Below are 25463 nucleotides of genomic sequence, written 5' to 3'. Positions count from 1 at the left end.
ACAAGACCATGTACGCCAATCGTCTGCGCCTCGACGGTCGCAAAGCCTTCGTCACCGGCGGCGCACAAGGCATCGGCTGGGCCTGCGCGGACGCGCTCGCCGAGTTCGGCGCCGTGGTGACAATCGCCGATCGCGATCCGGATCTGCTCGCGCGCGGTCTTGAAACCCTGCACGACAGAGGTCACCGCGTCACCGGCGCCATACTTGATGTGACAGACTCAGCAGCGGTCACTGCCGCGGCTGACGCGGGGCGCGGCACGGACATCCTCGTCAACAACGCTGGCATCGCCCGCAGTGAAACCGCGGCGGAGGATGTCGCCGACGAGCATTGGCTGAACGTCCTCGACGTCAATCTCAACGGCACGTTCTGGTGCGCACGCGCCTTCGGACGCAACATGCTGGCGCGGGGTAGCGGATCGATTGTCAACATCGGGTCGATGTCGGGCTTCGTCGTCAACCGGCCGCAGCCGCAGAGCTATTACAACGCGTCGAAGGCGGCGGTGCACCAACTGACAAAAAGCCTGGCCGCTGAATGGGCCGACCGCGGCGTTCGCGTCAATGCGGTCGCGCCGACCTATATAGCGACCCCGCTCAACGCCTTTGCAGACAAGACCAGCGAGATGTACCGTCGATGGATCGACGGCACGCCGCAGGGGCGACTTGGGGAGGCGTACGAAGTCGCCTCGGTCGTACAGTTCCTTGCGAGCGATGCAGCAAGCCTGATGACCGGCAGCATCGTGGCGGTCGATGGCGGCTACTCCTGCTGGTAGGCGAAGTGCCGGAGCCGATCGGCATAGCCATGACACCTTTCGGACACCTCTGAAAAACGGCACACCTCTCTGACAGGTAGACGACTCGATCTACCGATATCCGGAGAGGTTTTTATGCGTCGTCGCTCGCTGCTCGCCCTATCTTCCGCGCTTACCCTCGCATGGCCCGCGCTCGCCGCGGCGCAGACTGTCGACCCGCAGGGCGCGCAGACTAGCGATCAGGGTACCCCCGCCGACCCGCAGGTCGATACGCGTGCCGGCAAAGACCCCGCAGCCTCCGATATCGTCGTTACCGCACGCCGTCGTGAAGAGCGGTTGCAAGATGTGCCGATCGCCGTCACCGCAATTTCAGGTGACGCGATCAAGCAGCAGCAGCTCGTCGTCGTCCGCGACGTGGCCGCCTATACGCCGGGTCTCAACATCAATTCGGATTCGGTCGGTCGCGCGTTCGTATCGATCCGCGGCGTCGGGACCACGCTGATCGACACGGTGCAGCCAGGTGTCGGTATCTTCATCGACGGCATCTACCAGCCGAACACGACATATCTCAATTCGCCGCTGGTCGATGTCGCCCGCGTCGAAGTGCTGCGCGGGCCACAGGGGACGCTGTTTGGCAACAACACGCTGGGCGGCGCGATCAACGTCGTCACCCGCCAGCCGTCGAACGACTGGCAGGGTCGTGTCGACGGCGCGCTGGCCACCGGCGACAATTACGCCTCCGCGTCGGGCAGCATATCAGGGCCGATCGTCAAGGACGTCCTCCAGTTCCGCATCGGAGCGGCCTATCACAAGGAAGACGGCTTCCAGCGCAACCTGCTCGCAGGCGGCGATCAGAACCCACTCGAGACGAAGAGCATAAACGGCACGATCCGCTTCGTACCCACCAACTGGGCGCGCTTCACAGTGAACGGCGGATACGACCGTGTGTTTGGCGGCTCCACGCCCTATTTCAACGTGCGTGGCCCTCGCGACTATTCGCTCGACGGCAGCAGCAACCAGCGCAGCCTGGGCACGATCGAGTACTACGCCGCCAATGTGAAGGGCGAGTTCGACGTCGACAGCATCAATACGACGATCACCGCGATCGGCGCATACAATCAGAGTGATACGAAGGGCGCGGGTGATGCCGACTATAGCCCGATCGACTTTTTCCGTTCGACCGTCAGCCGCACGCTAAAGACCCGTACCGGCGAGGTCCGCTTCGATACGAAGTGGAGCGAGAATTTCTCGACGCTGGTCGGTGCCTTTTATGCGCGCTCGACGACAGATGCCACGACAACGACGACCGTGGTGCCAGCCAACCTGACCGTACCCGGCACCGCGACATCAGAGAATGAGAATATCGCGGGTTTCGCCACCGGCTTCCTGAAGCTCGGCGATGGCCTCGATCTGACGGTCGGGATCCGCTACGACCACCAGAAGCTCGATGCATCGACCGCTGGACTTGCCGCCGCCTACAAGGCGAACGAGTGGCAACCTCGTGCGACGCTATCGAAGCGCTGGAATCCCCAGTTCATGACCTATGCCTCAGTCGCACGCGGCGTTCGGGGCGGTGGTCAGAACGGTCCCGGCGCGCCCAACCTGACCTATCGCGGTGACAGCGTCTGGACTTACGAAGTCGGTTCGAAGGCAAGCGCGTTTAACGGTCGACTGACGGCCAACGTCGCGGCATTCTACAACGACTACAAGAACTTCATCGGGGCCAATGCCCTCGCCCCTTCGACCATCCTCAATCCCGCCACCGGCCAGCCCGTCGGCTTCGTCGCGATCAACCTCAACTCGGGCAACGTCGAAAGCTACGGTGCGGAGGCCGAATTGTCGTTCGATGTCAGCGACGCCTGGCGCGTCTATGCCAATGCGACGCTGCTCCATGCCCGCGTGACCGATTCCAGCCAGTTCACCGCGGTGACCGGCTATGCTTATCCGGGCGATCGCATCCTGTTCGTTCCCGACGCGAACTATTCGATCGGCACCAATCTGCGGGTGCCATTCCACCGCGACCAGGCGATCGTTTTTGACGCGAACGTCGTTGCGAAGGGTGAGCGCACTGGCGGCTCGCTCGACGCTGCCTCGGTGCCGGTGCTGGAGGCCTATCACCTCGTGAACGGATCGGTGTCGTGGCAGGCCGGACCGCTCGAAGTCGCAGCCTTCGCGACTAACCTGTTCAACGAGAAGTACATCGAGACCTATCTCGATGCTTCGCTGCTGCGGCGCGCCGGGTTGCCGGCGCCTCTTGTGTCGAACCTCGCGATCCAATCGCCACGTCGGCGTATCGGCATCCGTGGCACGGTACGATTCTGATGAAGCACATGCCCACGCCCCCCCGCCCGCTGCTCGATGAGGCGTTCGTCGCGGCACTTCGTCAGCGTTTTGGCGACGCCCTGGCAATGGGCGAGGGCATCCGTCGCCAACACGGCACGAGTGAGGCCCATTTTGCCGAGGCCTTGCCTGACGCGGTCGTCTTTGCCGCGTCGACGGAGGAAGTCGCTGACTGCGTACGGCTGTGTACCGCGGCGGGCGTGCCGGTCGTACCGTTCGGCGCGGGTACGTCGATCGAGGGCAATGCGCTTGCGGTTCTCGGCGGGGTCAGCGTGAACCTTTCGCGGATGGACGCGATCCTCGCGATTAATGCGGAGGATTTCGATTGCGTCGTCCAGGCGGGAGTACGGCGCGAGGAACTGAATGCGCACCTGCGTGACACCGGGCTGTTCTTTCCGATCGATCCCGGTGCCAACGCGACGATCGGCGGGATGGCCTCAACCCGCGCAAGCGGCACAAACGCGGTCCGCTACGGCACAATGCGCGAAGCAGTGCTCGCACTGACCGTCGTGACGGCGGACGGCAACGTCATCCGCACCGCGACGCGGGCGCGCAAGTCGGCTGCGGGCTATGACCTCACCCGCTTGTTCGTCGGTGCGGAGGGCACGCTAGGCATCATCACTGAGATCAGCCTGCGTCTCCATCCGATACCCGAACAGATCATGTCTGCGGTCTGCGGGTTCGAGTCCTTGCAAGGCGCGGTCGATACCGTCGTCCAGTCGATCCAGTGCGGCGTACCGCTCGCTCGCGTCGAAATCCTCGACGACAAGCAGATGGCGGCGGTCAATCGCTGGTCAAAACTCGATTACCCCGAAGTGACGACGTTGTTCTTCGAATTCCACGGCTCGCCCGCGGGCGTGGCCGAACAGGTCGAAACCGTAGCCGCACTCGCTGACGCGAACGGCGGCGGGGCATTCAAATGGTCGAACCAGCCCGAGGAACGCGCCAGGCTTTGGAAGGCACGACACGAGGCCTATTACGCCGCGGTCAACGTGCGGGCGGGCGCGGTCGGCTGGACCACCGACGTGTGCGTGCCGATCAGCCGCCTGCCCGAGTGCATCCTGGCGACGCGTGCCGACATCGATGCAGGCACTGTTCCCGCCGCGATCCTGGGTCATGTCGGCGACGGCAATTTTCACGTGATCTTCTCGATCGACCCCACCGCCCCGCACGAGTTCGAGGAAGTGGAAGCGATCAACCGTCGCCTCGTCGAACGTGCGATCGCGATGGACGGCACCTGCACCGGCGAGCACGGCATTGGCATCGGCAAGCAGGACTGGCTCGTCGCTGAGCTGGGCGATGCTGTCGACCTGATGCGGACGATCAAACGCGCACTCGACCCGCTGAACCTCATGAACCCGGGCAAGATCTTTACCCTGTGAGCAGTGGCGCACGTCTCCAAGGGAGTATTCGATGACCAGCCTGCCCCTAGTCGATCCCGAGCTTCGTCCGCTACTCGATGCGTGGCCGACCGTAACGCTCACGTCGGAGACCCTGGCGGCCCTCCGCGGGCGCGAATTGCCCCTCCCGCCTGCCCCGAATGGCGGTGTCGATCTGGAGCGGCACCGGATTGCCGGGCCCGTTGGCGCGCCTGACGTCTCGCTGCATATCTACCGCCCCCGTGACGCTAGCGGTCCGCTCGGCTGCATCTATCATATCCATGGCGGCGGCTATGTCGGTGGCGGCGCCAAGGAGCTGGAGTCCATCCACCGTCCGCTCGCCACCGCACTGAACTGTGTCATCGTGTCGGTCGACTACCGGCTCGCACCCGAGACAGTCTTCCCCGGTGCGATCGAGGATTGTTATGCAGGCTTAACCTGGACCGTCACGAACGCCGACGACCTCGGTATCGACGTTGCGCGGATCGGCGTGATGGGCGAGAGCGCGGGCGGCGGCCTCGCCGCGGCACTTGCGCTCATGTCGCGCGACCGGGGTGGACCCGCTCTCGCCTTCCAGCATCTGACGTATCCCATGATCGACGATCGCACCTGCGTGGGCGAACCGCATGCGCATGCCGGCAAGTTCATCTGGACACCGCACAACAACCGGTTCGGCTGGACCGCGCTACTCGGCCAGGAGCCAGGGGGCGACGGCGTCTCCCCCTACGCCGCAGCCGCGCGCGCGACCGACCTCGCTGGACTACCGCCGACGTTCATCATGACCGGCGCGCTCGATCTCTTCGTCGATGAGGATATCGACTACGCGCGTCGCTTGATCGCCGCCGGCGTCCCGACCGAGCTTCACGTCCACCCCGGTGCGTTCCATGGCTTTGACCTGCTACCAGGTCCCGGCGTCGCCGACCGCGCGCAGGCGATGCGGATCGACGCGCTACGCCGGGGGCTACGCTGATGGCGACGCCAATCACTGCCCCCCCAGCGATAGGTTTCGGCCGTGCCCTGCCGTCGCTGCTCGCGCTGACCCTCGCGATGACGATCGGCTTTGCCATGATGGGGTCGTTCGCGACGGTGCAAGAAAGCGTCAAAGCCGAGTTGCGGCTGACCGACACGATGCTGGGGCTGATCCAGGGAGCAAGTGCTGCGCTGGCGCTGGTCGTGTGCTCGATCCCCGTCGGTATCCTGGTCGATCGCGTCAATCGTGTCCGGCTGATGATCGGGCTGGCGCTGGTCTGGACGCTTGGCACAGCGCTGACCGCAGTGGCGACAGGCACCGTGATGCTGTTTGCCGCTCGCGTTTTGACCGCGACCGGCACGACAGGCGCACTGACCGCGGCGTTGTCGCTGACGGCCGATCTGTGTGCCCCTGCCCAACGTGGCCGCGCAATGCTGATCGTCAACCTCGGCAAGACCGCAGGCATTGCCGGCGCATTTGCGCTCGGCGGCTGGCTGTTCGGGCGTTTTGCCAGCGGTATGATGCCACTGTTCTCCGGGTTATCCCCTTGGCGTGGCACGCATGCTGTACTTGCCATTCTCAGCCTTGTGATGATCGTGCCACTGCTGCTGCTCCGTGAACCCGCACGTCGCGAAGTCGCCGAGAGCATTCGGGCACCGTTCGCGGTGCTGGTCGGCGAACTCTGGTCCCGCCGAAGGTTCCTGATCCCGCTTTTCATCGGTCAGGTTGCGGTTGTGATGGCTGACAACGCTGCGCTCGTCTGGGCTGCACCGGTGCTCTCGCGTCATTTTGGCCTCCAACCGGGCGATTTTGCCGGATGGATGGGAGCCTTGATCCTGGTCAGCGGGCTCGCTGGCACAGTGCTAGGTGGGTTTGCTGCTGATATCGGGCAGAAGAGCGAGGTCCGAGGCGGGTTGCTGATCGGCGCGCTGGCTGCCGCCGCGCTTGGTGTCCCCGCCGCGCTGTTTCCGGTCGGCCCGACAGTCACTTGGTTTGCGATAGCGCTCGGTACGCTAACGCTGTGTGGTGCGGTGACGGGGCTGATTACATCGGTCGCGTTGACCGTCCTCATCCCCAACGAACTGCGCGGGTTGTGCATCGGTGCCTTCATAGCGATCGCTGGCCTGATCGGTTTCGGCATCGCCCCGTCACTCGTGACGTGGACTAGCAGCTTGCTTGGCGGCGAGGCACATCTCGGCAACGCGCTTGCCATCGTCGGAGTCGCGACGAGTCTGTTGTCGGTCGTTGCCTTCCTGATCGCAATTCGTACCGCGCCACTGTCTGCAATTGCGGACCTATCAGATAGCAATTGACGACGTTTCGGAAAGGTGCATTGTGCTCGCAACCTCAACGGAGGAGAGGATCATGACAATCACCCCGAAACGGCGGATCGACGTTTCACCGGAAATGCTGGCGTTCATAGGACGGGGTCCTATCGAGGACGATGCATGGAGCGACGACGCAGTCGTCCTTCGCTTCTGTCTGGGCGTTGACGGGACGGCCGCTACGATGAGCCACGCTACCGGGTCGGATCTTGATGCGGTCGTCGTACTCGCGGTCGCTGCGACTGCGTGCGAGCGTATCTTCGGCGCGCTTCCCGGTCCTTGCGCTATATGGCATCTGCCGACTGAGTTGCGCACGCTGGTCCTTTCCCTACGCGATTGTCCGTTGCCCGAGCCGGCTCGGAATACGCTGCGCCTCGCCAAGAGCATTGAACTGCTCTGCGCGAGCTTTTCCTGCCTCCACGAGGGCGCGTTGATATCGGCTGATGGTGTCGGCGACCTGTCGGAACGCGACACGCGCCGTCTCGCGGCGGCGCGGCAGCTGATCGACGATCGTTGGCAGGAGAAACTGACGCTCGATACGGTCGCGCGCGCCTGTGGCCTGAATCGCGCAAAGCTCACCCGTGGCTTTCGCCAGATGTTTGGCTCAAGCGTAGCTGACGCGATCGCTGACAAGCGTTTGTCCGGCGCGCGCGGCCTGCTGCTGGCGACCGACCTTCCTGTATCTGCGATCGGCTATCGCTGCGGGTATCGGAATAATGCAAGCTTCACCCGAGCATTCGCGCGCCGCTTCGGCGTGCCGCCCACACGTCTCCGCGCGTCGCAGCTAGCGGCATGAAGACGATGGATCGTCTGGAGGAAGGCGGCTCGCTGGTCGATCGCGCGGTACGCCGCGTACGTAATTACATGCGCGAACAAGATATGAAGGTCGGTGACACGCTGCCTGGCGAGGGCCAGTTTGCGACCGAGCTTGGTGTCAGCCGCGCAGTGATGCGCGAGGCGTTCGGCGCATTGGCTGCCCTTCGTCTGATCGACGTAGCCAACGGGCGACGCGCGCGGGTGGGGGCGATCGACGGATCGGTGATGGGAACCTCGATCGACCATGCGGTCGCGACAGCGCAGGTGTCGGTAGCCGAGGTTTGGGACGTCCGCCGCACGCTCGAGCTACGCACTGCCGAACTCGCCGCTCGCGGCCGCAGCGATGCCGACGCTGCCATCATACGAACTGCCGCGCAAGCGATGGCCACCGCAACCAATATCGCTGACATAACCCGCCATGACATCGTCTTTCATCAGGCGATCGCCCGCGCCAGCGGCAACGCGTTGTTTCTCCAGGTCGTCCGATCGTTCGAGCCGATGATGACCGTTGCGATACCGGCAGCTTGGGAAACCCGCCACACGGAAGAGGCGCGATCGATTGTACTAAGGCGCCACGTGGACATCGCGCTCGCTATCGGCGACCGCGACGCTATCGCGGCAAACGCGCTGATGGATGCACATTTCGACCAGTCGATCGGCGCCGTACTATAGCGGCCGCACCGCGGCGACAGGTCGATTTTTCTGCCCTTCCCCCCGTTTGAACCCAGTGTTCTTCGGCTTGGCCGCATTCGGTGGTGAGCGCCAAGATCGATCCGTTAGGCGGCGCGGGAAACACCGATGAAGATCAATTCCGGCAAGACCGCATTGCCCGACATAGCCATCCGGCTGCGTGGACACGTTCCGCTCGGCGCTGGCGACTTCAGGCTTACTCCGTTCAGGGTTAGACATGACGCGATTAGACCGTGCAAACAACGTAGCCGACCTGCGCCTGATGGCTCGCCGTCGACTGCCGAGGCCGATCTTCGACTATATCGATGGCGGCGCGGACGATGAGATATCGCTGCGCCGGAACGCCACGGCCTTCGCGGACTACGAGCTGGTTCCTGACGTCCTCAATGACGTGTCGGAGATCCGAACGAAAACCAAGATCTTTGGGCAGCCTTCGCAATGGCCGCTCATGCTTTCGCCCACTGGCCTGACGCGCATGTTTCATGGGCATGCCGAGCTTGCTGTGGCGCGCGCGGCGGCACGGCACGGCCTTCTCTACAGCCTCTCGACGATGGGCACGACGCGACTGGAGGATCTCGCGCAAGCCTTCGCCGGGCCGAAGGTTTTTCAAATCTACATCTTCAAGGATCGCGGGCTGACCGCCGAGTTCGTGGCACGCTGTCGCGATGCGGGCTTCCAAGGACTTACCCTGACGGTCGACACGCCGGTCGCCGGCAATCGGGAACGCGACCGGGTCAGCGGCCTTTCGCTGCCGCCAAAGCTGACACTCCGGTCGTTGCTCAGCTTCGCACTCCACCCCTCGTGGTCGATTCCAGCGCTCACCGGATCGAAGTTCGACCTCGCGAACGTCAGCCACAAGGTCGATGCGCTGTCATCGGGGCCGATGAGTTTGTTCGACTATATCGGCGGCCAGTTCGATCGCTCGGTTGGCTGGCGCGAGGTCGAATGGCTTGCCCGCGAATGGAACGGGCCGCTCGCGATCAAGGGTGTAATGACTCCCGAGGACGCACGTCGCTCGATTACCTCGGGGGCAACCGGCGTCATGATCTCCAACCACGGCGGGCGTCAGTTGGACGGTGCACCCGCCCCAATCGATCAGATCCAGGCGGTGCGAAACGCCATTGGCGACGCACCGGACGTGATCTGCGACGGTGGTATCAGGCGGGGCTCGGACGTGGTCAAGGCGCTTGCCCTGGGGGCGACTGCCTGCTCGATCGGGCGCCCGTATCTTTATGGCTTGGCCGCTGGCGGTGAACAGGGCGTCGATCGCTTGCTGACGTTGCTAACCCAGGAGTTTGAGCGCACCCTGGCGCTAGCAGGGATCAACGACATCGCCTCCTTATCCCCCCGCCATATCCGCCATCGACGGAACGAGAGAGTTTAAGCACGTCGAACATCACCAGATCGCCGATGGCGTAATCTAATGCCGCTGCCGCCTCACAAAATATCGGCCCTAGTCGTGAAGGGGCGTCCACCGCTAGAAGGCTCTCGGCGGGTAGGACCCAGAACGCGACATTCACGGCCATTCGCACACGACCCAAGAACGGACATCCGTTCATTTCGGTAGCTCACAGGCGTCATCACTAGGATCGGCATGTGCAATCCTATCAAACCAGAAACGGCATCCAACGCCGCTCGGCCCACTGGGCAGCGAGCGACGGTGGTTGATCAAGCGTCAGCGAGCGCCGAAAAGTCCATCGCGGCGAGGTCCGTGAGGAGATCAGGCCCCGTCGGCTCCCATCCAAGACGCGCACGCGTCCAGTCACTCGATGCGATCATGTCGAGCGCGGCGAACGGCGCCATCCAGCCGAAAGGTGCTGTCAGTCTAACGCGAACCGCTCTCCACAGGATGCATCTCGGGCTTTGAGCGCAGCGGCCTAGCTCGCGAGGATCTGCCACTCCGCCAGGGCGGCGGAGCGTCGTTCCTTGTAGGTCTGGCGGTCGACGAGGTGGCGTTCGAGATTGAAGTGGTTGTGAACGTTGGCATGGACCGAAGCGAACTTTTGCAGGGTCTTCATTCGCCTGAAACGCAACATCGCGCGCTCCCTTCGCCGGAACGACAGGTGGCTGTTCTCGACCCGGTTGTTGGCCCAGCGTCCAGTCTCCTGCTTATCGGTATTGCCCAGTTCTTTCATCGCGGCACCGTACGAGCGCAGTCCGTCAGTGGTGATCGTCTCGGGCCTGCCATGACGCTTTAGCGCCTTTTTCATGAAGGTAAGCGCTGCATCCTTGTCCCTGGTTTTGGTAATGTAGCTTTCGAGAATCTCGCCTTCGTGATCGACAGCCCGCCACAGGTACACCATCTCGCCGTTCAGCTTCACGTACATCTCGTCCAGGTGCCAGCGCCAGTGGCGGAAGCCCCGCATCGCGCTTACCCGCTGCCGGCGGATATCGCCGGCGAACATCGGGCCGAACCTGTTCCACCACATGCGCACCGTCTCGTGACAGACGTCGATACCGCGCTCGAACAGAAGGTCCTCGACATTGCGCAGCGAAAGCGGAAAGCAGACGTACATCATAACCACGAGCCGGATCACCTCCGGCGACGAGTTGAAACGACGGAACGGGCTAGGCGGCAGTGCCCTCGATTTTCGGCTCATCCCGGGCCGGTATCATCCCCCCGCCCCGCCTGCCACGTTGGTCTGACAAAACCCGTCGCCAAGCTCGGCGCCTTCCCCGCCTCGCCCGAACAGGCCGCCCTAAAGGACTGGGAACTGGACCCGGATCAGGATGAAGACGGCTTCCGTCATGCCGCCGTCCGCTATTCCGGCGAACACGACGCGGTCTTCGAACTGCGCGTACAGCTCTGGGCCGACGCCGAGACGCAGCCGATCGAGGACACCTCGGTCGACTGGCCCGAGGAGGACAGCCGTTACCTGACGGTCGGAACGATCCGCATCCCGCGACAGGAAGCCTATAGCGCCTCCCGCGTCCAGTATTTCGACGACGTGATGACCTTCCGCCCGGCACGCAGTCTGGCCGCGCATCGTCCGCTGGGATCGGTGATGCGCGCCCGGCTGCAGGTCTATCGCGCGCTGTCTGCTTTGCGCCACCGCGATAACGGTGTGGCCGAGCAGAACACCGCCAGCATCGATCAGATTCCCGCCTGAGCCTATGCGCCTGACTTGGTCGGACACGCTGTTGACGACACCGGGCTGATTGCGGTCGTTGGTTTATCGTTCGTGTCCATTCAAGCAGGTCGGGCGTATAAACTGGTCGGTGGTTATTTCTTCGGGGTTAGCTGAACTTTAGCAATCAGATGTGTCGCCAATCTTGAACTGTGAAAACGGTCTGGTTTTCCAAGATTTGAGGGTTCTCACTAACTTGTTGTTTGATTTGGATTAAGTATCCCTGTTTGGATGGTGCGTGAGCGGAACGAACGGTTGATGCCGATGTTGAAGCCCCGGGCAGAAACAGGGTGAAAATTTCATGACGATGAAGCTTTTTGTAGCGGCGGTGCTAATAGGAACCTCCGGTGCCGCGATTGCGCAATCCACTACGTCGACGAACGCACCGCCACCGCCAGTACCATCGCGCGTTGCCGTGCAACCGCCGGCTGCCGCAGCTGATATGCAGGTGGTCCTCGACCAGCTGCCCCGCCTCGGTGCGAAGCCGATCGAGACGCTGACGCCGGTCAAGGCACGGATACAGCCAAGCGCTGCCGATGCCGCACACACAGCAATGCGTCTGAAGGGCCTGTCGACTGCGCCCGATCCCGCCGTAACGACGCAGGACCTGCCCTATGGCAGAGATCCGATGCAGTTCGCGCGCATCTACAAGCCTGCCGGCGCAACCGGCGCACCGATGCCGGTAATCGTGTATTATCACGGCGGGGGCTGGGTCATCGCCGACGTCAACATCTATGACGCGGCGCCGCGGCTTCTGTCGAAGCAGTTGAACGCCATCGTCGTGTCGGTCGAATATCGCCATGCGCCCGAGTTCAAGTTCCCGGCACAGCATGACGATGCGTTCGCGGCCTATCGCTGGGTCCTGCAGAACGCGGCAAGCTGGGGCGGCGACACCGCCAAGCTGGCTCTTGCGGGCGAGAGCGCCGGCGGCAATCTCGCGGTCGCGACCGCGATCTATGCGCGCGACAACAACCTGGCCAAGCCGCTGCACATCCTGTCGGTCTATCCAATTGCGAACAGCAGCATGGACCTGCCGTCGCGCAAGGATTCGGCAAATGCGAAGCCGCTCAATACGGCGATGCTGAAGTGGTTCGGCCATTACTACACGACGTCGATAGCGGACATACAGGACCCGCGCCTGAACCTGGTCGGCGCGAACCTGCGCGGCCTGCCGCCAACGACGATTGTCAACGCTCAGATCGATCCTTTGCGCTCGGACGGCGAGACTCTGGCCGCCGCGATGAAGTCGGCGGGCGACAAGGTCGAGCAGCGTACCTTCCCGGGCGTCACGCACGAGATGTTCGGCATGGGGGCGGTCGTGCGCGGTGCATACGACGCAAACATGTATGCAATCGGCCGGCTCAAGGTCGCTTTCGGCATCCGAAATTAATCTCAGATCAAGGATCATTCCGATGAAGATAATGATGATGTCGGCCGCATTCGGTGCGGTCCTGCTCGCGGCGCCGGCCTCGGCACAGGTCATGACGCCGACCGAGTATGTGACGACCGCGGGGGCAAGCGATCTGTACGAGATCACGTCGAGCCAGGTCGTTCTCGAGACGACGCAGAACCCGCAGCTGCGCGACTTCGCCCAGATGATGATCACGCAGCACGCCCAGAGCACGGCGGACGTCAAGGCTGCCGCGATGCAATCGCGCGTTCGTGTCGCACCGCCGAAGCTGATGCCGTTGCAGCAGGAACTGATCACGGAGCTGCGTGCCGAGACTGGGCCGGCACGCGACGCAGCCTATGTGGCGCAGCAGAAGGCGTCGCACGGCCAGGCTCTCGCCGTGCAGAAGGCCTATGCGATGGACGGCACCGCGCCTGCGCTCAAGACGACTGCCGCGGCGATCGTCCCCGTCGTCGAGCATCACATCATGATGCTGAAGGCCATGTAATCCGCTGGGGTATCCGGTCGGTGCAGGACGCGCCGACAGGATACCCGCGGACATCCCGGGCAACGATTTCGATCCAGGACAGGAGAACCGACATGACCGACAAAACCTCCGAACACCGGGACGATGCACCGCCATCGACCTGGAAGAAGGGTGATGCTTCCGCGGCGATCGGTTCCCTTGGTGAAGGCAGCGACGGCTCGATCGTCGCTCGCGCCGTGACGATCAACCGTCCGGTCAGGGAAGTCTTCGCGTATTTCCGCGATTTCGCCAATTTGCCGACGTTCATGGAGAACGTCGAACGGATCGACATACTGAGCGACACGCGATCCCACTGGGTCGTGCGGGCTCCCGCCGGCAAGACGGTCGAATGGGACGCGGTCGTTACCGAAGAGGTGAAGGACCGGCTGATCGCCTGGACGTCCGAGCCCGGCGCTGATGTCGCGCATAGCGGCCGGGTCGAGTTTCGCGATGCTGGCGCGCGCGGCACGGTCGTCACCGCGACGATCGCCTATGATCCTCCCGCGGGCATCGTCGGCAAGCTAATCGCCAAGATGTTCCAGCGCGAGCCCGCGATCCAGGCACGGCGCGACCTGCGTCGGTTCAAGCAGTTGATGGAAACCGGCGAGATCGCGACCGCGGCGATGAACCGCAAACAGCATGAAGAGGAACTCGCCTGATGCGCGCTCTGGCATGGCACGGTAAGCACGACGTCCGCGTCGACACCGTCGACGACCCTGAGATCGTAAATCCCCGCGACTGCATCATCAAGGTCACCGCGACCGCGATCTGCGGCTCCGACCTGCATTTGTACGACGGCTACATCCCAACGATGCAGGCGGGCGACATCCTCGGCCATGAATTCATGGGCGAAGTCGTCGAGGTCGGTGCCAAGTCGATGCTGAAGAAGGGCCAGAAGGTCGTCGTCCCGTTCACAATCGCGTGCGGCAGCTGCTATCACTGCGGCAAGCATCAGTATTCGGCGTGCGACAACGGCCTCCCCGCCGACAATCAGGATATCGCGCAGGAGCTGTACGGACAGCCGATGTCGGGGCTGTTCGGCTACAGCCACATGACCGGCGGCTATGCTGGCGGCCAGGCGGAATATGTCCGCGTACCGTTCAGCGATGTGGGGCCGATCGTCATTCCCGACGGTGTCGAGGACGAGAAAGTGCTGTTCCTGTCGGACATCCTGCCGACCGGCTGGATGGCGGCGGAGAATGCGCAGATCGAGCCCGGCGACACGGTCGCGGTCTGGGGCTGCGGTCCGGTCGGGCTGTTCGCGGTGCAGTCGGCGTTCCTGATGGGTGCCGAGCGCGTCATCGCGATCGACCATTTCCCGCACCGTCTCGAGCTGGCGAAGAAATTCGGCGCCGAAACGATCAATTACGAGGAAAGCGCGGTCTACGAGGCGTTGATGGTGATGACCGGCGGGATCGGTCCCGATGCGGTGATCGATAGCGTCGGCCTCGAGGCACACGGCTTCTTCGTCGACAACGTGCTCGACCAGATCAAGGCGTCGACCTTCCTCGGCACGGATCGTGCGCATTCGATCCGACAGGCGATTATCGCCTGTCGCAAGGGCGGGCGCGTGTCGATGCCGGCGGTCTATGGCGGCTTCATCGACAAGTTCCCACTTGGTGCGCTGATGGAGAAGGGGCTGACGCTCAAGACCGGCCAGACGCACGTCCAGCATTACATGCCCGCGCTGCTTAACGCGATCATGGAGGGCAAGATCGACACCACCTTCCTGATCTCGCACCGCATGGACCTGGAGGACGCGCCGAAGGGCTACGACATGTTCAAGAACAACCAGAACGAAGTGACCAAGGTCGTGCTCAAGCCCGGCTTCAACTGAGAGGATTTGACGACATGGCCGATAAATTCGCAATCATCACCGGCGCCTCGACGGGCATCGGCTTCGAACTTGCCACGCTTGCCGCCAAGGACGGCTACGACATCCTCGTCGTCGCCAACGAAGCGCTGATTCAGTCCGCCGCCGCCGACTTCAAGCAGTTCGGCACCAACGTCGCCGCGATCGAGGCCGATCTGTCGACGATCGAGGGCGTCGATGCGCTGCTCGCTGCGACCAACGGACGGAAGGTCGACATATTGTGCGCCAATGCCGGCCATGGTCTCGGCCATGGCTTTCTCGACCAGAATGTCACTGACTGGCGCAACGTGATCGACACCAACATCACCGGCACGCTGTACCTTCTTCAGAAAGTGATGCCGGCGATGGTTGCGCGCAATGACGGCAAGGTGCTCGTGACCGGGTCGGTCGCCGGCTACATTCCCGGTGCGTTCCAGGCGGTCTACAACGGCTCGAAGGCGTTCATCGACAGCTTCACCGAGGCCCTGCGCAACGAAATCAAGGACGCGGACGGCGTCACGCTGACCACGCTAATGCCGGGGCCAGTCGATACCGAATTCTTCGACCGGGCCGACATGAACGACACGTCGGTCGGCACGGATCCGAACAAGCGCGATCCGGCCGATGTCGCCAAGGACGGCTGGGACGCGCTAATGAGCGGGAAGGCGTCGGTATTCTCGGGCTTTATGACGAAGGTCCAGGGCGTGCTCGCCAACGTCATCCCGGGTTCGGTGCTCGCCGAACAGCATCGCAAGATGGCCGAGCCGGGCAGCGCGAAGGACTAAATAGCGGAGCGTCAACCAAATTGCGTGACGATGCCTGGCCTCATGGGACCAGGAATCATCTCATAGTTGTGTCACGCAAGCGAGGGTTGGAAGAGTGTTGGTAAAGGGGGAGGGTCATAGATGGCGGCACCATTGACGGCTCGGCGGTCGGTCATCGTCATCAGCGACTTCGTCGATGGCCAGCATCCCGGACACGACCGCCCTTCACCCGCCCCGCTCCCAGCCCATGCGACCGATCCGGCGAGCTATCCCTGGATCGGCGATCTTGCCCCCGTGGACGTGACGGGCGGATATTTGGAGCGGCTACCGCTCGCGCTCGTCGCCGCCGGCATCGTCGATCAGGCCGAAATCTGGCATCATTGGCGCAGCGACGATGAGCCGCCGTTCCGCAAGGACAATGCGGTTCTCGTGCGTCGCGCATTTCGGATCGACGACGAGCATCCGCGGTTCACCTCGTCGCAGATGAATGCGTTCGTCGAAACGTTCGGCGCGCCGCATATCCTTGTCGTGCTGGGCTTGGGCGTCGCGCCCGACTTGCTGGCGCTGTGTGCTAACAGCATCATCCTCTACAATTCGATCGACGCGCCCTCGCTACGCGTACCACCGGACGTCAGCGAGCATTTCGATCTCGTCATTACCGGCGCGCAGTGGCAGTCGGACGAAGTCGAGGCGCGCCACCCCGGCATGCGCACCGCGATCCTGCCGGTCGGGCCTGAGTTCGCCGCGATCGACCAGTTCCGCCCGCTCGGCACGCCCAAGGATGTCGACCTGATCTACGTGGCCGCCGCGCAACCCTATAAGCGGCACGACATATTGTTCGACTCGCTTGCGCAACTGCCTCGCGACGTCCGTGCGATCTGCGTTTTCGGTTATGGCGAAGATGCCGACGCACTGCGGGAACGCGCGCGCGACCAGGCCCTATCGATAGAGTTCGTCGGTCCACCGGGCGTTCCAATAGATGAAGTGAACCGCCTAATGAACCGCGCTAGGTTCGGCGTCGTCTGCGGGATCGACGACGGCGCGCCTGCGATCCTCACGGAATACATGCTCGCCGGCCTGCCGGTGCTCGCCAACGCGGGATTACGCTGCGGATTGCAGTTCATCCTGCCCGAGACTGGGATGACCGCTTCGACGACCGGGTTTGCAGATGCGATCCTTACAATGCGCGAAACCTACGCCGATTTCCGGCCCCGCGACGCCGTATTGGCGTGCTGGACATGGACGCATAGCGTTGTGCGTTTGGCTGTTATTATCCAGCAAATACATGATGCAAAGCAATTACATTTGCATAGTCAGGTCTGAAGCGTGGGCTTAGGTTCGATCAACAACGCGGATGACCGCGGATTCGCGGATTGGAAGAGCGTGCACGGTATCGGACCTACTCCAACCCTCTCCACGACCGACGATACGAGCCCGCCGCCGCCGCTGATCTGCTTCTCGCATCTCCGCTGGGATTTCGTCACGCAACGTCCACAGCATCTGATGAAGCGGTTCGCGCAATCCCAGAGCGTGTTCGTCTGGGAAGAACACATCCCCTGTGACCATCCGCTGCCATTCCTCGAACATCACCCGTTTCCCGCCGACAACGTGATCGCGCTCCGCCCGCGCCTGCCGCACTGGTGGAACGCGGAACAGGCCGAGGCGGGCTTGCGGCAACTCCTCGACATGCTTGTCGCGACGAGCATTCGCGCCAAACCCGTTCTCTGGTTCTATACCCCAATGATGCTAACGTTCGCCGAGCATCTCGATGCCGCTGCGGTCGTGTACGACTGCATGGACGAACTGTCCGCGTTCCGCTTCGCCGACCCCGCCCTGCTCGACCGCGAAGCCCGCTTGCTTGGGCGCGCCGACCTCGTCTTCACCGGTGGCTACAGCCTGTACGAAACCAAGCGCGGTCGCCACCGCGACGTCCATGCCTTCCCCTCGGCGGTCGACGTCGCGCATTTCGCTCAAGCCCTCACCGCTAATGTCGAACCCGAGGACCAGCGCCATATCCCCGGCCCAAAGCTCGGTTTCTTCGGCGTCATCGACGAACGCATCGATCTCGCACTGCTCGACGCGGTCGCCGCGCAGCGCCCAGACTGGTCGTTCATCATGATCGGCCCGGTCGTGAAGATCGACCCCGAACACCTCCCACGCCGCGCCAACATCCACTGGCTCGGCGGACGCGGCTACAATGAACTCCCGGCGTACCTTTCCGGCTGGAACGTCGCGCTGATGCCGTTCGCGATCAACGCTGCGACACGCTTCATCAGCCCGACCAAGACGCCCGAATATCTCGCCGGCGGCTTGCCTGTCGTCTCGACCCCGATCGTCGACGTGATCCGCCACTACGGCGACGCAGCGGCGGTAACGATCGCGTCCGACGCAACCGCGTTCGTCACCGCCTGCGAGGCCGCGCTCGCCCTCCCCCGCGAAGGCGCCTGGCGCGACGAAGCCGACCGCCAGCTCGCCACGCAATCCTGGGACCGCACGCAAACCGCCATGGCCACCGAGATCAACCGCGTCCTCCAGGCGAAACGAACCTTCCGCCCCGCACCGGAACGCGAACGCTACGACACGCTGATCGTCGGCGCAGGGTTCGCTGGCGCGGTACTCGCCGAACGTCTGGCCAGCGACAGCGGCCAGCGCGTCCTCGTCGTCGACCGCCGCTCGCACATCGGCGGCAACGCGTATGACGAACACGACGCGGCGGGCGTGCTGGTCCACCGCTACGGCCCGCACATCTTCCACACAAATTCCGCCGACGTATTCGACTACCTCTCGCGCTTCACCGAGTGGCGCCCGTACGAACATCGCGTCCTCGCCAGCGTCGTCGACAAGCTTGTGCCGATGCCGATCAACCGCACCACATTGAACGAACTCTACGGCCTGTCGCTCGAGAACGACGCGGAAGCCGCCGCCTTCCTCGCCAGCCGCGCGGAATCGGTCGAGGACATCCGCACCTCCGAAGACGTCGTCGTCGCCGCAGTCGGCCGCGAGCTCTACGAGACGTTCTTCCGCGGCTACACACGGAAGCAATGGGGCCTCGACCCGTCCGAGCTCGACCGCGCCGTCACCGCGCGCGTGCCGACCCGCACCTCGACCGATGACCGCTATTTCGCCGATAAGTTCCAGGCGATGCCCGCCAATGGCTACACCCGGATGTTCGAGACGATGCTCGATCATCCCGGCATCACGCTGGATCTCGGCGTCGAATACCGCGACGTTATCGATCGCGTCGACGTCGACCACATCGTCTTCACCGGCCCGATCGACGAATATTTCGACTTCCGCTTCGGCAAGCTGCCCTATCGCAGCCTCCAGTTCCGACACGAGACGCACGACGTTGCGCAGTACCAGCCGGTCGCGGTCGTCAACTATCCCGACGAAACCGTGCCGCAAACGCGCATTACGGAGTACAAGCATCTGACCGGCCAGCTCCACACAAAGACGAGCATCAGCTACGAATTCCCGAGCGCGGAGGGTGACCCGTATTACCCGATCCCCCGTCCCGAAAACCAGGCGCTGTTCAAACGCTACGAAGCGCTCGCCGATGCGGAGGAAGGCGTGACCTTCGTCGGCCGGCTCGCGACCTATCGCTATTACAATATGGACCAGGTCGTGGGACAAGCGCTCGCCACCTATCGCCGGATGGCCGCGAAGATTACTATGGAACCAGCCACGTCGCAGGCCCCTATTTTATCGGCAGCAGAATGACCCGTATCTGCCTGCTGACTGACAGCCTGGCCCCGTCGGGCGTCGGTGCGCACATGATGATGCTCGCGGAAGGCCTTGCCGGCGACGAAATCGTCTTTGCGGGACGTCCTGCTACCGGATTGCTCGAACGCGCCGCCGCCAAGGGCTTTGGGGTCAAGATGCTCGACGACGACGACGACGACGCGTTGACGCGCTGGATGAAGCGGTCGGCACCGGATATCGTCCATGTCCATGCCGGGATCGGCTGGGAAGGCCATGCCGCGGTCCGTGCCGCGCAGGCTGCGGGCGTGCCCGTTGTCCGCACCGAGCATCTTCCTTATCTGCTGACCGATGCGGCGCAGTGCGACGAGCACCGCGATACAGCAGCGGCGCTCGCACGGCTGATCTGCGTTTCCGATGCCGTCGGCGACAGCTACCGCGCGGCCGGCGTCGATCCTGCGCTGGTCGAGACGATCCACAACGGCGTCGGCCCGCACCGGCCGTCACGGTCGCGAGCGGCGCTACGCGGCGAATGGGGCGTCGGTGACGTGCCGGTATTGCTGATGGTGGCGCGCCTTGCCGAACAAAAGGGTCACGCGCTCCTGCTCGACGCGCTGCCCGCAATCCGCGCCGCGCACCCGGACGTGATCGTGCTGCTCGCCGGCGAGGGTCCCCTCCTCACCCGGACCGCGCGCGCGATCGCTGCCAAGGGCCTCGCCGGCACGGTCCGCATGCTCGGGACTCGTAGCGACGTCGCCGACCTGATGACGCTCGCCGACCTGCTCGTCCTGCCGTCCGCGTTCGAGGGCCTGCCGCTGGTCGCGCTCGAAGCAATGGCCGCCGGGCTCCCCGTCGTCGCCACCGTCGCACCCGGCAATGCCGAAGCGATCGACGACGGCGTCTCCGGTCGCCTGACCGCCGCGGACCCGGCGAGTTTCGCCGATGCGGTCATCACTTTGTTAGCCGACCGCGAGAGCCTCAAGGCGATGGCCAGCGCGTCAATCGAACGTCAGCAAGACCTCTTCTCGGCCGATCGCATGATCGCCGACACGCGCGCGGTCTACGACGCCGTGCAAGACCAGACCAAACACACAAAGGGAGACGGCGTGGAGCGGACACGGATCGGGTTCATCGGCGCAGGCGGCATCGCCAACCGCCACTTCGGCGTGCTGGAGCAGTTCGACGACGTCGCGATCGTCGCGGTCGCCGACGTCGACATGGCCCGCGCGACCGAGGCCGCCGCCCGCTTCGGCGCGCGCGCGTTCGACGATGCCTCCGCGATGCTGGCCGCGGTGGAACTCGACGCGCTCTACATCTGCGTGCCGCCATTTGCGCACGGCGAACCCGAACGCCTCGCGATCGACCACAAGCTGCCGTTCTTCGTCGAAAAGCCCGTCGCGCTTGATCTCGGCACCGCGGAGGACGTCGCGGCGTCGGTTGATCGGCTCGGCCTTGTCACTGCGGTTGGCTATCACTGGCGCTATCTCGACACCGTGGACGAGGTGAAGGCGCTCCTCTCGGCAACCCCCGCCCGCCTCCTGTCCGGCTATTGGCTCGATTCCACCCCGCCGCCGCGCTGGTGGTGGAAGAAGGACGCATCGGGCGGCCAGATGCTCGAACAGACGACGCATCTCGTCGATCTCGCGCGCTATCTCGTCGGCGATGTAGTCCGCGTCTACGGCCAGTCGGGCCATATCGACCGCGCGGCCTTCCCCGGCCTCGACGTCGCCACTACCAGCACCGCGATGCTCACCTTCGCGAGCGGTGCGATCGCCAATTTCGCCTCGACCTGCCTCCTGAACTGGAACCACCGCGTCGGCCTGCACCTGTTCGGCGAAGGACTTGCCATTGAACTCACCGACCGCGATGTCATGATCGATATCGGCCGTGGACGGCCGGTGCGCGGCACCGGCAGCGATCCGGTCGTGCTGGAGGATCGCGACTTTATCGACGCGGTCCGCGGGGCTGAGAACCGTATCCGTTGCCCCTACCCCGCCGCCCTCGAAACGCTCCGCCTCGCGCTGGCGATCGAACGTTCCGCCATCGAAGGCCGCGCGGTCGACGTCCGCGATCGGGAGGTTGTCCATGTCTGAGTGGCGCCACGTCCGTTCGCTCGGCGTCGAACGTCCCGGCCAGGCCTATTTCTTCGGCTATGACGAAGCGCCTCCGGGTGACGGCCAGGTCCGCCTCGACCTGCTCTATACCGGCTTCTCCGCCGGAACCGAACTCACCTTCGTCAAGAACAGCAACCCGTATCTCCACTCGCGGTGGGACGCAGGGCGCGGCGTGTTCGTCCCCGGCGAACCGAGCGCACACTATCCCGTGCCGTTCCTCGGCTACATGGAATGCGCGCGCGTCAGCGACAGCCGGGTCGACGATTTCACCAACGGCGACGTCGTCGGAACCGTCTTCGGCCACAAGACCGGCCACACCGCGGACCCGTTCAACGACCTGCTGACCAAACTCCCGCTTGAGCTCGATCCGATCCTCGGCATCTATATCGGCCAGATGGGTCCGATCGCCGCCAACGGCATTCTCCACGCGGACGCGGAGCTGCTGGGACCCAACGTCGTCAACCTCGGTGACGGCATCCGCGGCCGCCCCGCACTGGTGATCGGCGCGGGCATCGTCGGCATGCTGACGGCCCTGTTCGCGCAAGCCGCCGGCGCGAGCGAAGTCGTGATCGCCGACCCCTCCCCCTTCCGCCGCCTGCGTGCCGAATGTCTCGGCATCACCGCGATGACCGAGGACCAGGCGTGGGCGTACGCCAAGGCTCGCTGGCTCCACGGCGACGACGATCGCGGCGCGGACGTCGTGTTCCAGACCCGCGCCGACGCCGCGAGCCTCCACGCCGCGATGCGCGCGCTGAGGCCGCAGGGCACGGTGATCGACCTCGCCTTCTACCAGGGCGGCGCGGACCGGCTCCGGCTCGGCGAGGAATTCCACCACAACGGACTCAACCTCCGTTGCGCGCAGATCAACCGCGTCCCCCGTGGGCTCGGCTTCCAATGGGACCGCCGCCGCCTCGCCAACGAGACGGTGAAGCTGCTGCTCGCCCGCGGCCCGGAGATCCGGGCGCAGCTGATCACGCACGTCGTGCCCTATGACGACGCCCCCAAGTTCATCGCAAAGCTGGTCGGCGAGCGGCCCGAATTCCTCCAGATCGTCTTCAAGGTCGGCGATTGAGCACCGCACTTACCGCTGACGCCCGACCGATCCGCATCCTGTTCGTCTTCGCCTGGCTCGTCGTCGGCGGCGAGGAAACCGAGGTGCGGCTGCTCGCCCAAGCGCTCGACCCGACGCGCTACCGGATCGAGGTCGTCGCCTGCTTCCGAAAAGACGGCATGCCCGAGCAGACTCACGCGCAATTGGAAGCGATCGGCGTCCCCGTCGACCGCACGCCCTACGCGCTCGGTTTCGACGAGACCGTCGCCTACCTCGCGAGCAAGCTGCCCGCGTACGACGTCGTCGTCTCGTGCCAGAACGTCGCGGACATCTATCCCGCGCTCGAACGCATGCACCTCCGGCCGCCGCTGATCGAGCATGGCGGCCTCGTCTCCGAAGCGCTCGCCGGCCCCAAGCATTTCACCGCGCGCTATGTCGGCGTCTGCGCCTCGATCCGCGACGCCGCCGCCGGCCGCATGCCCGGCCGCGAACACCGCGCGATCGAGATCCCATCGATGGTCGACACGCGCGCCTTCGATCCCGCGCGCCGCGTGCCCGTGCGTACGACACTCGGCATCACCGAAGACGTACCGCTGATCGGTTGGCTAGGCCGTCTCGACCCGAAGAAACGCGTCGAGGACTTCATTGAAGCCGCCGCACTTATCCACGCCAGCCACCCACGCGCGCGCCTCGTCGTCATCGGCGGACCGGACGCCTTCATCCCCGAATACGCCGCAGCACTCCGCAATCGCGCGCACGCGCTCGGCCTCGACACCGCCCTCACCTTCCTCGGCGACCGCGACGACGTACCCGACCTGCTTGCCGCACTCGACATCTTCGTCTGGCTCTCGCGCGGCGAAGGCATGCCGCACGTCATTGCCGAAGCCGGCGCCGCACGCCTCCCCGTCATAGCAACGCGAGACAACGGCTCCGAACAACAGATCGTCGACGGGGTCAGCGGCCTGTTCGTCCCGCATGAAGATCCACCAGCAGTCGCCGCCGCGATCACCAAACTGCTCGAAGACCCGACACTCCGGACCCGTCTCGGTACCGCCCTCCGCGCCAAGGTCGACACTCACTACGCCATCGCCGCCGTCGTCCCCCGCTGGGAAGCCCTGTTCGCCGAAGTCCTGTCGAACCGGCCGCCCCTGCCCCGCCCAACCGGACTCTTCCGAAGCGTACTGCAAGGCGGCTTCGAATCCTCCACCCACCGCCGCGCGCATGACCGGAAGCGCGTCGACGTCATCGCCGCCAGCCATCACGACACCCTCGCCACGCACGATTACAGGGAACTCGCCAAACTCGGCATCCTGACGGTCCGCGATGGCCTGCGCTGGCATTTGATCGAACGTGAACCCGGCCGCTACGACTGGTCCAGCCTTGATCGCCAGCTAGAAGCCGCCGAGACGATTGGCACCGAAGTCATCTGGGACCTGCTCCATTATGGCTTGCCCGACGACATCGACATTTGGGCACCCACGTTCGTCACCCGCTTCGCCGCCTTCGCCGCCGCCGCCGCGCGTCATATCGGTCCCGCGGGGCCCGGCGAAACCCGCTTCTATGCCCCGGTCAACGAAATCTCATTCTTCGCCTGGGGCGGTGGCGATGCAGCCTATCTCAACCCGTTCGCCCACAACCGCGGCTATGAACTCAAAGTCCAACTCGCCCGTGCCTCGATCGCCGCGATGGAAGCGATCCTGGCGATCGATCCCGCCGCAAGGTTCGTCCATGCCGACCCGGTCATTAACGTCATCACCGACCCCGCCCGCCCCAACGACGCCCCCGCCGCCGAAGGCCACCGCCTCGCGCAATACCAGGCCTGGGACATGATAGCCGGAACGGCGTGGCCGCAGATCGGCGGCCGCCCGGCATTGCTCGATATCGTCGGCGTCAATTTCTACCACAACAACCAATGGATCCACGGCGGTCCCCCACTAGCCTACGACCACCCACTCAGCCGCCCCCTCCACGCGATCCTCGCCGACGCCTACGCCCGCTACGGCCGCCCGATCTTCATCGCCGAGACCGGGATCGAGGGCAGCGCCCGCCCGGCGTGGCTCCGCATGATCCTGCGCGAGGTGAAGATCGCGCAATCGCTCGGCGTGCCGGTCGAGGGGACATGTCTCTACCCGATCCTCGACCATCCCGGCTGGGACGACGACCGCTACTGCCCCAACGGCCTACTCGCCTGCTCGCCGACCGTGGGCAACCGGATCCCACATGCCGCGCTCGCAGACGTCATTCGGGCTCAGCCACTTTAAGTATAACCTATAGAGCGCCTGAACTAATGCACGCCTGTATTTGCACGGCAGACCGTCAGCATAGCATTTGGTCAGTTTTGACAGCAATTAGTCAAGTATGGTGTATCAGACTGCTGTCATTTTCTCTCCATTATTTCAGATATCATAATATTCTCTAACGCGACGCTAGGGCGACTCGTTACTACTGATCATGCCGCAGATTGTGAGGTTGTTCCTTATATCTTTTGACGTTGCGCGTGCGGGAGCCGCGCCAGTGACGAGACGACAAACTTCGCCTACGTACTCTCAGCCGACGACCGTTGCTGATAGGGTTGTTTGACCCGGTTCTCGGCATTCGCCTGCGCCAGACGCTCAGTCAGTTCGCCCTGACTGGCCATCGCATCCCACGCCTTTGCCGATCGCAGATGAC

Annotated in this window: 20 protein-coding genes; 19 read left to right on the top strand and 1 reads right to left on the bottom strand. The window is 64.0% G+C overall.

Annotated elements, in window-relative coordinates; translation table 11 throughout:
• Window positions 1-8: 8 nt before the first annotated feature.
• From U1737_RS00230 to U1737_RS00195, 8 genes are all read left to right on the top strand, one after another.
• On the top strand, window positions 9-770 hold the full coding sequence (locus U1737_RS00230; RefSeq protein WP_332795165.1) for an SDR family NAD(P)-dependent oxidoreductase: 762 nt from the start codon (window positions 9-11) through the stop codon (window positions 768-770).
• Window positions 771-884: 114 nt separating this feature from the next.
• Window positions 885-3071: a TonB-dependent receptor gene (locus U1737_RS00225; RefSeq protein ID WP_332795164.1), complete on the top strand. Its 2187-nt coding sequence runs from the start codon at window positions 885-887 to the stop codon at window positions 3069-3071.
• Between the two features lie 8 nt (window positions 3072-3079).
• Entirely contained in the window at window positions 3080-4471 is a 1392-nt protein-coding gene (locus U1737_RS00220; RefSeq protein ID WP_332795614.1) for an FAD-binding oxidoreductase, read from the top strand.
• Between the two features lie 31 nt (window positions 4472-4502).
• Entirely contained in the window at window positions 4503-5438 is a 936-nt protein-coding gene (locus U1737_RS00215) for an alpha/beta hydrolase (RefSeq protein WP_332795163.1), read from the top strand.
• Window positions 5438-6751, top strand: coding sequence for an MFS transporter (locus U1737_RS00210; RefSeq protein WP_332795162.1), 1314 nt, complete (start codon window positions 5438-5440; stop codon window positions 6749-6751). The genes U1737_RS00215 and U1737_RS00210 overlap by 1 nt, the downstream gene beginning before the upstream one ends.
• Before the next feature lie 22 nt (window positions 6752-6773).
• Window positions 6774-7559 carry a helix-turn-helix domain-containing protein gene (locus U1737_RS00205; RefSeq protein ID WP_332795161.1) on the top strand — a complete coding sequence of 262 codons (786 nt, stop codon included), beginning with the start codon at window positions 6774-6776 and terminating at the stop codon, window positions 7557-7559.
• A complete protein-coding gene (locus U1737_RS00200; RefSeq protein WP_332795160.1) occupies window positions 7556-8251 on the top strand; it encodes a FadR/GntR family transcriptional regulator in 696 nt (231 codons plus the stop codon). The genes U1737_RS00205 and U1737_RS00200 overlap by 4 nt, the downstream gene beginning before the upstream one ends.
• Before the next feature lie 235 nt (window positions 8252-8486).
• Window positions 8487-9653 carry an alpha-hydroxy acid oxidase gene (locus tag U1737_RS00195; RefSeq protein ID WP_332795159.1) on the top strand — a complete coding sequence of 389 codons (1167 nt, stop codon included), beginning with the start codon at window positions 8487-8489 and terminating at the stop codon, window positions 9651-9653.
• A gap of 493 nt (window positions 9654-10146) precedes the next feature.
• On the opposite strand, the gene U1737_RS00190 is transcribed toward U1737_RS00195, so the two are convergent.
• Window positions 10147-10794 carry an IS6 family transposase gene (locus tag U1737_RS00190; RefSeq protein ID WP_443027060.1) on the bottom strand — a complete coding sequence of 216 codons (648 nt, stop codon included), beginning with the start codon at window positions 10792-10794 and terminating at the stop codon, window positions 10147-10149.
• Here U1737_RS00190 and U1737_RS00185 point away from each other — a divergent pair.
• The 11 genes from U1737_RS00185 (at window position 10711) to U1737_RS00135 (ending at window position 25054) form a co-directional block, all read left to right on the top strand.
• Window positions 10711-11379: a catalase family protein gene (locus U1737_RS00185; protein ID WP_332795157.1), complete on the top strand. Its 669-nt coding sequence runs from the start codon at window positions 10711-10713 to the stop codon at window positions 11377-11379. The two genes, U1737_RS00190 and U1737_RS00185, sit on opposite strands and share 84 nt — an antisense overlap.
• Before the next feature lie 460 nt (window positions 11380-11839).
• Window positions 11840-12787 (top strand): alpha/beta hydrolase, encoded by a 948-nt coding sequence (locus U1737_RS00180; RefSeq protein WP_332795156.1) that lies wholly within the window; start codon window positions 11840-11842, stop codon window positions 12785-12787.
• 22 nt (window positions 12788-12809) lie between these two features.
• Entirely contained in the window at window positions 12810-13295 is a 486-nt protein-coding gene (locus U1737_RS00175) for a DUF4142 domain-containing protein (protein WP_332795155.1), read from the top strand.
• A gap of 92 nt (window positions 13296-13387) precedes the next feature.
• Window positions 13388-13972: an SRPBCC family protein gene (locus U1737_RS00170; protein WP_332795154.1), complete on the top strand. Its 585-nt coding sequence runs from the start codon at window positions 13388-13390 to the stop codon at window positions 13970-13972.
• The gene (locus U1737_RS00165; RefSeq protein WP_332795153.1) at window positions 13972-15150 is read left to right on the top strand and encodes a zinc-dependent alcohol dehydrogenase; all 1179 of its coding nucleotides are present in this window, start codon (window positions 13972-13974) and stop codon (window positions 15148-15150) included. Before U1737_RS00170 ends, U1737_RS00165 begins: the two co-directional genes overlap by 1 nt.
• Window positions 15151-15164: 14 nt before the next feature.
• A complete protein-coding gene (locus U1737_RS00160) occupies window positions 15165-15950 on the top strand; it encodes an SDR family NAD(P)-dependent oxidoreductase (RefSeq protein ID WP_332795152.1) in 786 nt (261 codons plus the stop codon).
• A gap of 120 nt (window positions 15951-16070) precedes the next feature.
• The gene (locus U1737_RS00155) at window positions 16071-17252 is read left to right on the top strand and encodes a glycosyltransferase (RefSeq protein ID WP_332795151.1); all 1182 of its coding nucleotides are present in this window, start codon (window positions 16071-16073) and stop codon (window positions 17250-17252) included.
• Between the two features lie 180 nt (window positions 17253-17432).
• The gene (glf, locus tag U1737_RS00150) at window positions 17433-19649 is read left to right on the top strand and encodes a UDP-galactopyranose mutase (RefSeq protein ID WP_443027070.1); all 2217 of its coding nucleotides are present in this window, start codon (window positions 17433-17435) and stop codon (window positions 19647-19649) included.
• Window positions 19646-21721, top strand: coding sequence for a glycosyltransferase (locus tag U1737_RS00145; protein ID WP_332795149.1), 2076 nt, complete (start codon window positions 19646-19648; stop codon window positions 21719-21721). Before glf ends, U1737_RS00145 begins: the two co-directional genes overlap by 4 nt.
• Window positions 21714-22814: a zinc-dependent alcohol dehydrogenase gene (locus U1737_RS00140; RefSeq protein ID WP_332795148.1), complete on the top strand. Its 1101-nt coding sequence runs from the start codon at window positions 21714-21716 to the stop codon at window positions 22812-22814. The genes U1737_RS00145 and U1737_RS00140 overlap by 8 nt, the downstream gene beginning before the upstream one ends.
• Window positions 22811-25054: a glycosyltransferase family 4 protein gene (locus U1737_RS00135; RefSeq protein ID WP_332795147.1), complete on the top strand. Its 2244-nt coding sequence runs from the start codon at window positions 22811-22813 to the stop codon at window positions 25052-25054. Before U1737_RS00140 ends, U1737_RS00135 begins: the two co-directional genes overlap by 4 nt.
• Window positions 25055-25463: the final 409 nt, after the last annotated feature.

Source organism: Sphingomonas fucosidasi, from assembly GCF_036663855.1.
Classification (GTDB): Bacteria; Pseudomonadota; Alphaproteobacteria; order Sphingomonadales; family Sphingomonadaceae; genus Sphingomonas; species Sphingomonas faeni_B.
Note: the sequence above shows the minus strand (reverse complement) of the source record. Positions and strands in the feature narration are given on the sequence as shown.

Bases quoted from the DNA above. Each gene is read 5' to 3' on its own strand.
- U1737_RS00215 (WP_332795163.1), top strand. From the start codon at position 4,503: ATGACCAGCCTGCCCCTAGTCGATCCCGAGCTTCGTCCGCTACTCGAT.
- U1737_RS00175 (WP_332795155.1), top strand. From the start codon at position 12,810: ATGAAGATAATGATGATGTCGGCCGCATTCGGTGCGGTCCTGCTCGCG.
- U1737_RS00180 (WP_332795156.1), top strand. From the start codon at position 11,840: ATGCAGGTGGTCCTCGACCAGCTGCCCCGCCTCGGTGCGAAGCCGATC.
- glf (WP_443027070.1), top strand. From the start codon at position 17,433: ATGAAGCGGTTCGCGCAATCCCAGAGCGTGTTCGTCTGGGAAGAACAC.
- U1737_RS00200 (WP_332795160.1), top strand. From the start codon at position 7,556: ATGAAGACGATGGATCGTCTGGAGGAAGGCGGCTCGCTGGTCGATCGC.
- U1737_RS00165 (WP_332795153.1), top strand. From the start codon at position 13,972: ATGCGCGCTCTGGCATGGCACGGTAAGCACGACGTCCGCGTCGACACC.
- U1737_RS00225 (WP_332795164.1), top strand. From the start codon at position 885: ATGCGTCGTCGCTCGCTGCTCGCCCTATCTTCCGCGCTTACCCTCGCA.
- U1737_RS00145 (WP_332795149.1), top strand. From the start codon at position 19,646: ATGACCCGTATCTGCCTGCTGACTGACAGCCTGGCCCCGTCGGGCGTC.
- U1737_RS00170 (WP_332795154.1), top strand. From the start codon at position 13,388: ATGACCGACAAAACCTCCGAACACCGGGACGATGCACCGCCATCGACC.
- U1737_RS00210 (WP_332795162.1), top strand. From the start codon at position 5,438: ATGGCGACGCCAATCACTGCCCCCCCAGCGATAGGTTTCGGCCGTGCC.
- U1737_RS00230 (WP_332795165.1), top strand. From the start codon at position 9: ATGTACGCCAATCGTCTGCGCCTCGACGGTCGCAAAGCCTTCGTCACC.
- U1737_RS00160 (WP_332795152.1), top strand. From the start codon at position 15,165: ATGGCCGATAAATTCGCAATCATCACCGGCGCCTCGACGGGCATCGGC.
- U1737_RS00140 (WP_332795148.1), top strand. From the start codon at position 21,714: ATGTCTGAGTGGCGCCACGTCCGTTCGCTCGGCGTCGAACGTCCCGGC.
- U1737_RS00195 (WP_332795159.1), top strand. From the start codon at position 8,487: ATGACGCGATTAGACCGTGCAAACAACGTAGCCGACCTGCGCCTGATG.
- U1737_RS00220 (WP_332795614.1), top strand. From the start codon at position 3,080: ATGCCCACGCCCCCCCGCCCGCTGCTCGATGAGGCGTTCGTCGCGGCA.
- U1737_RS00155 (WP_332795151.1), top strand. From the start codon at position 16,071: ATGGCGGCACCATTGACGGCTCGGCGGTCGGTCATCGTCATCAGCGAC.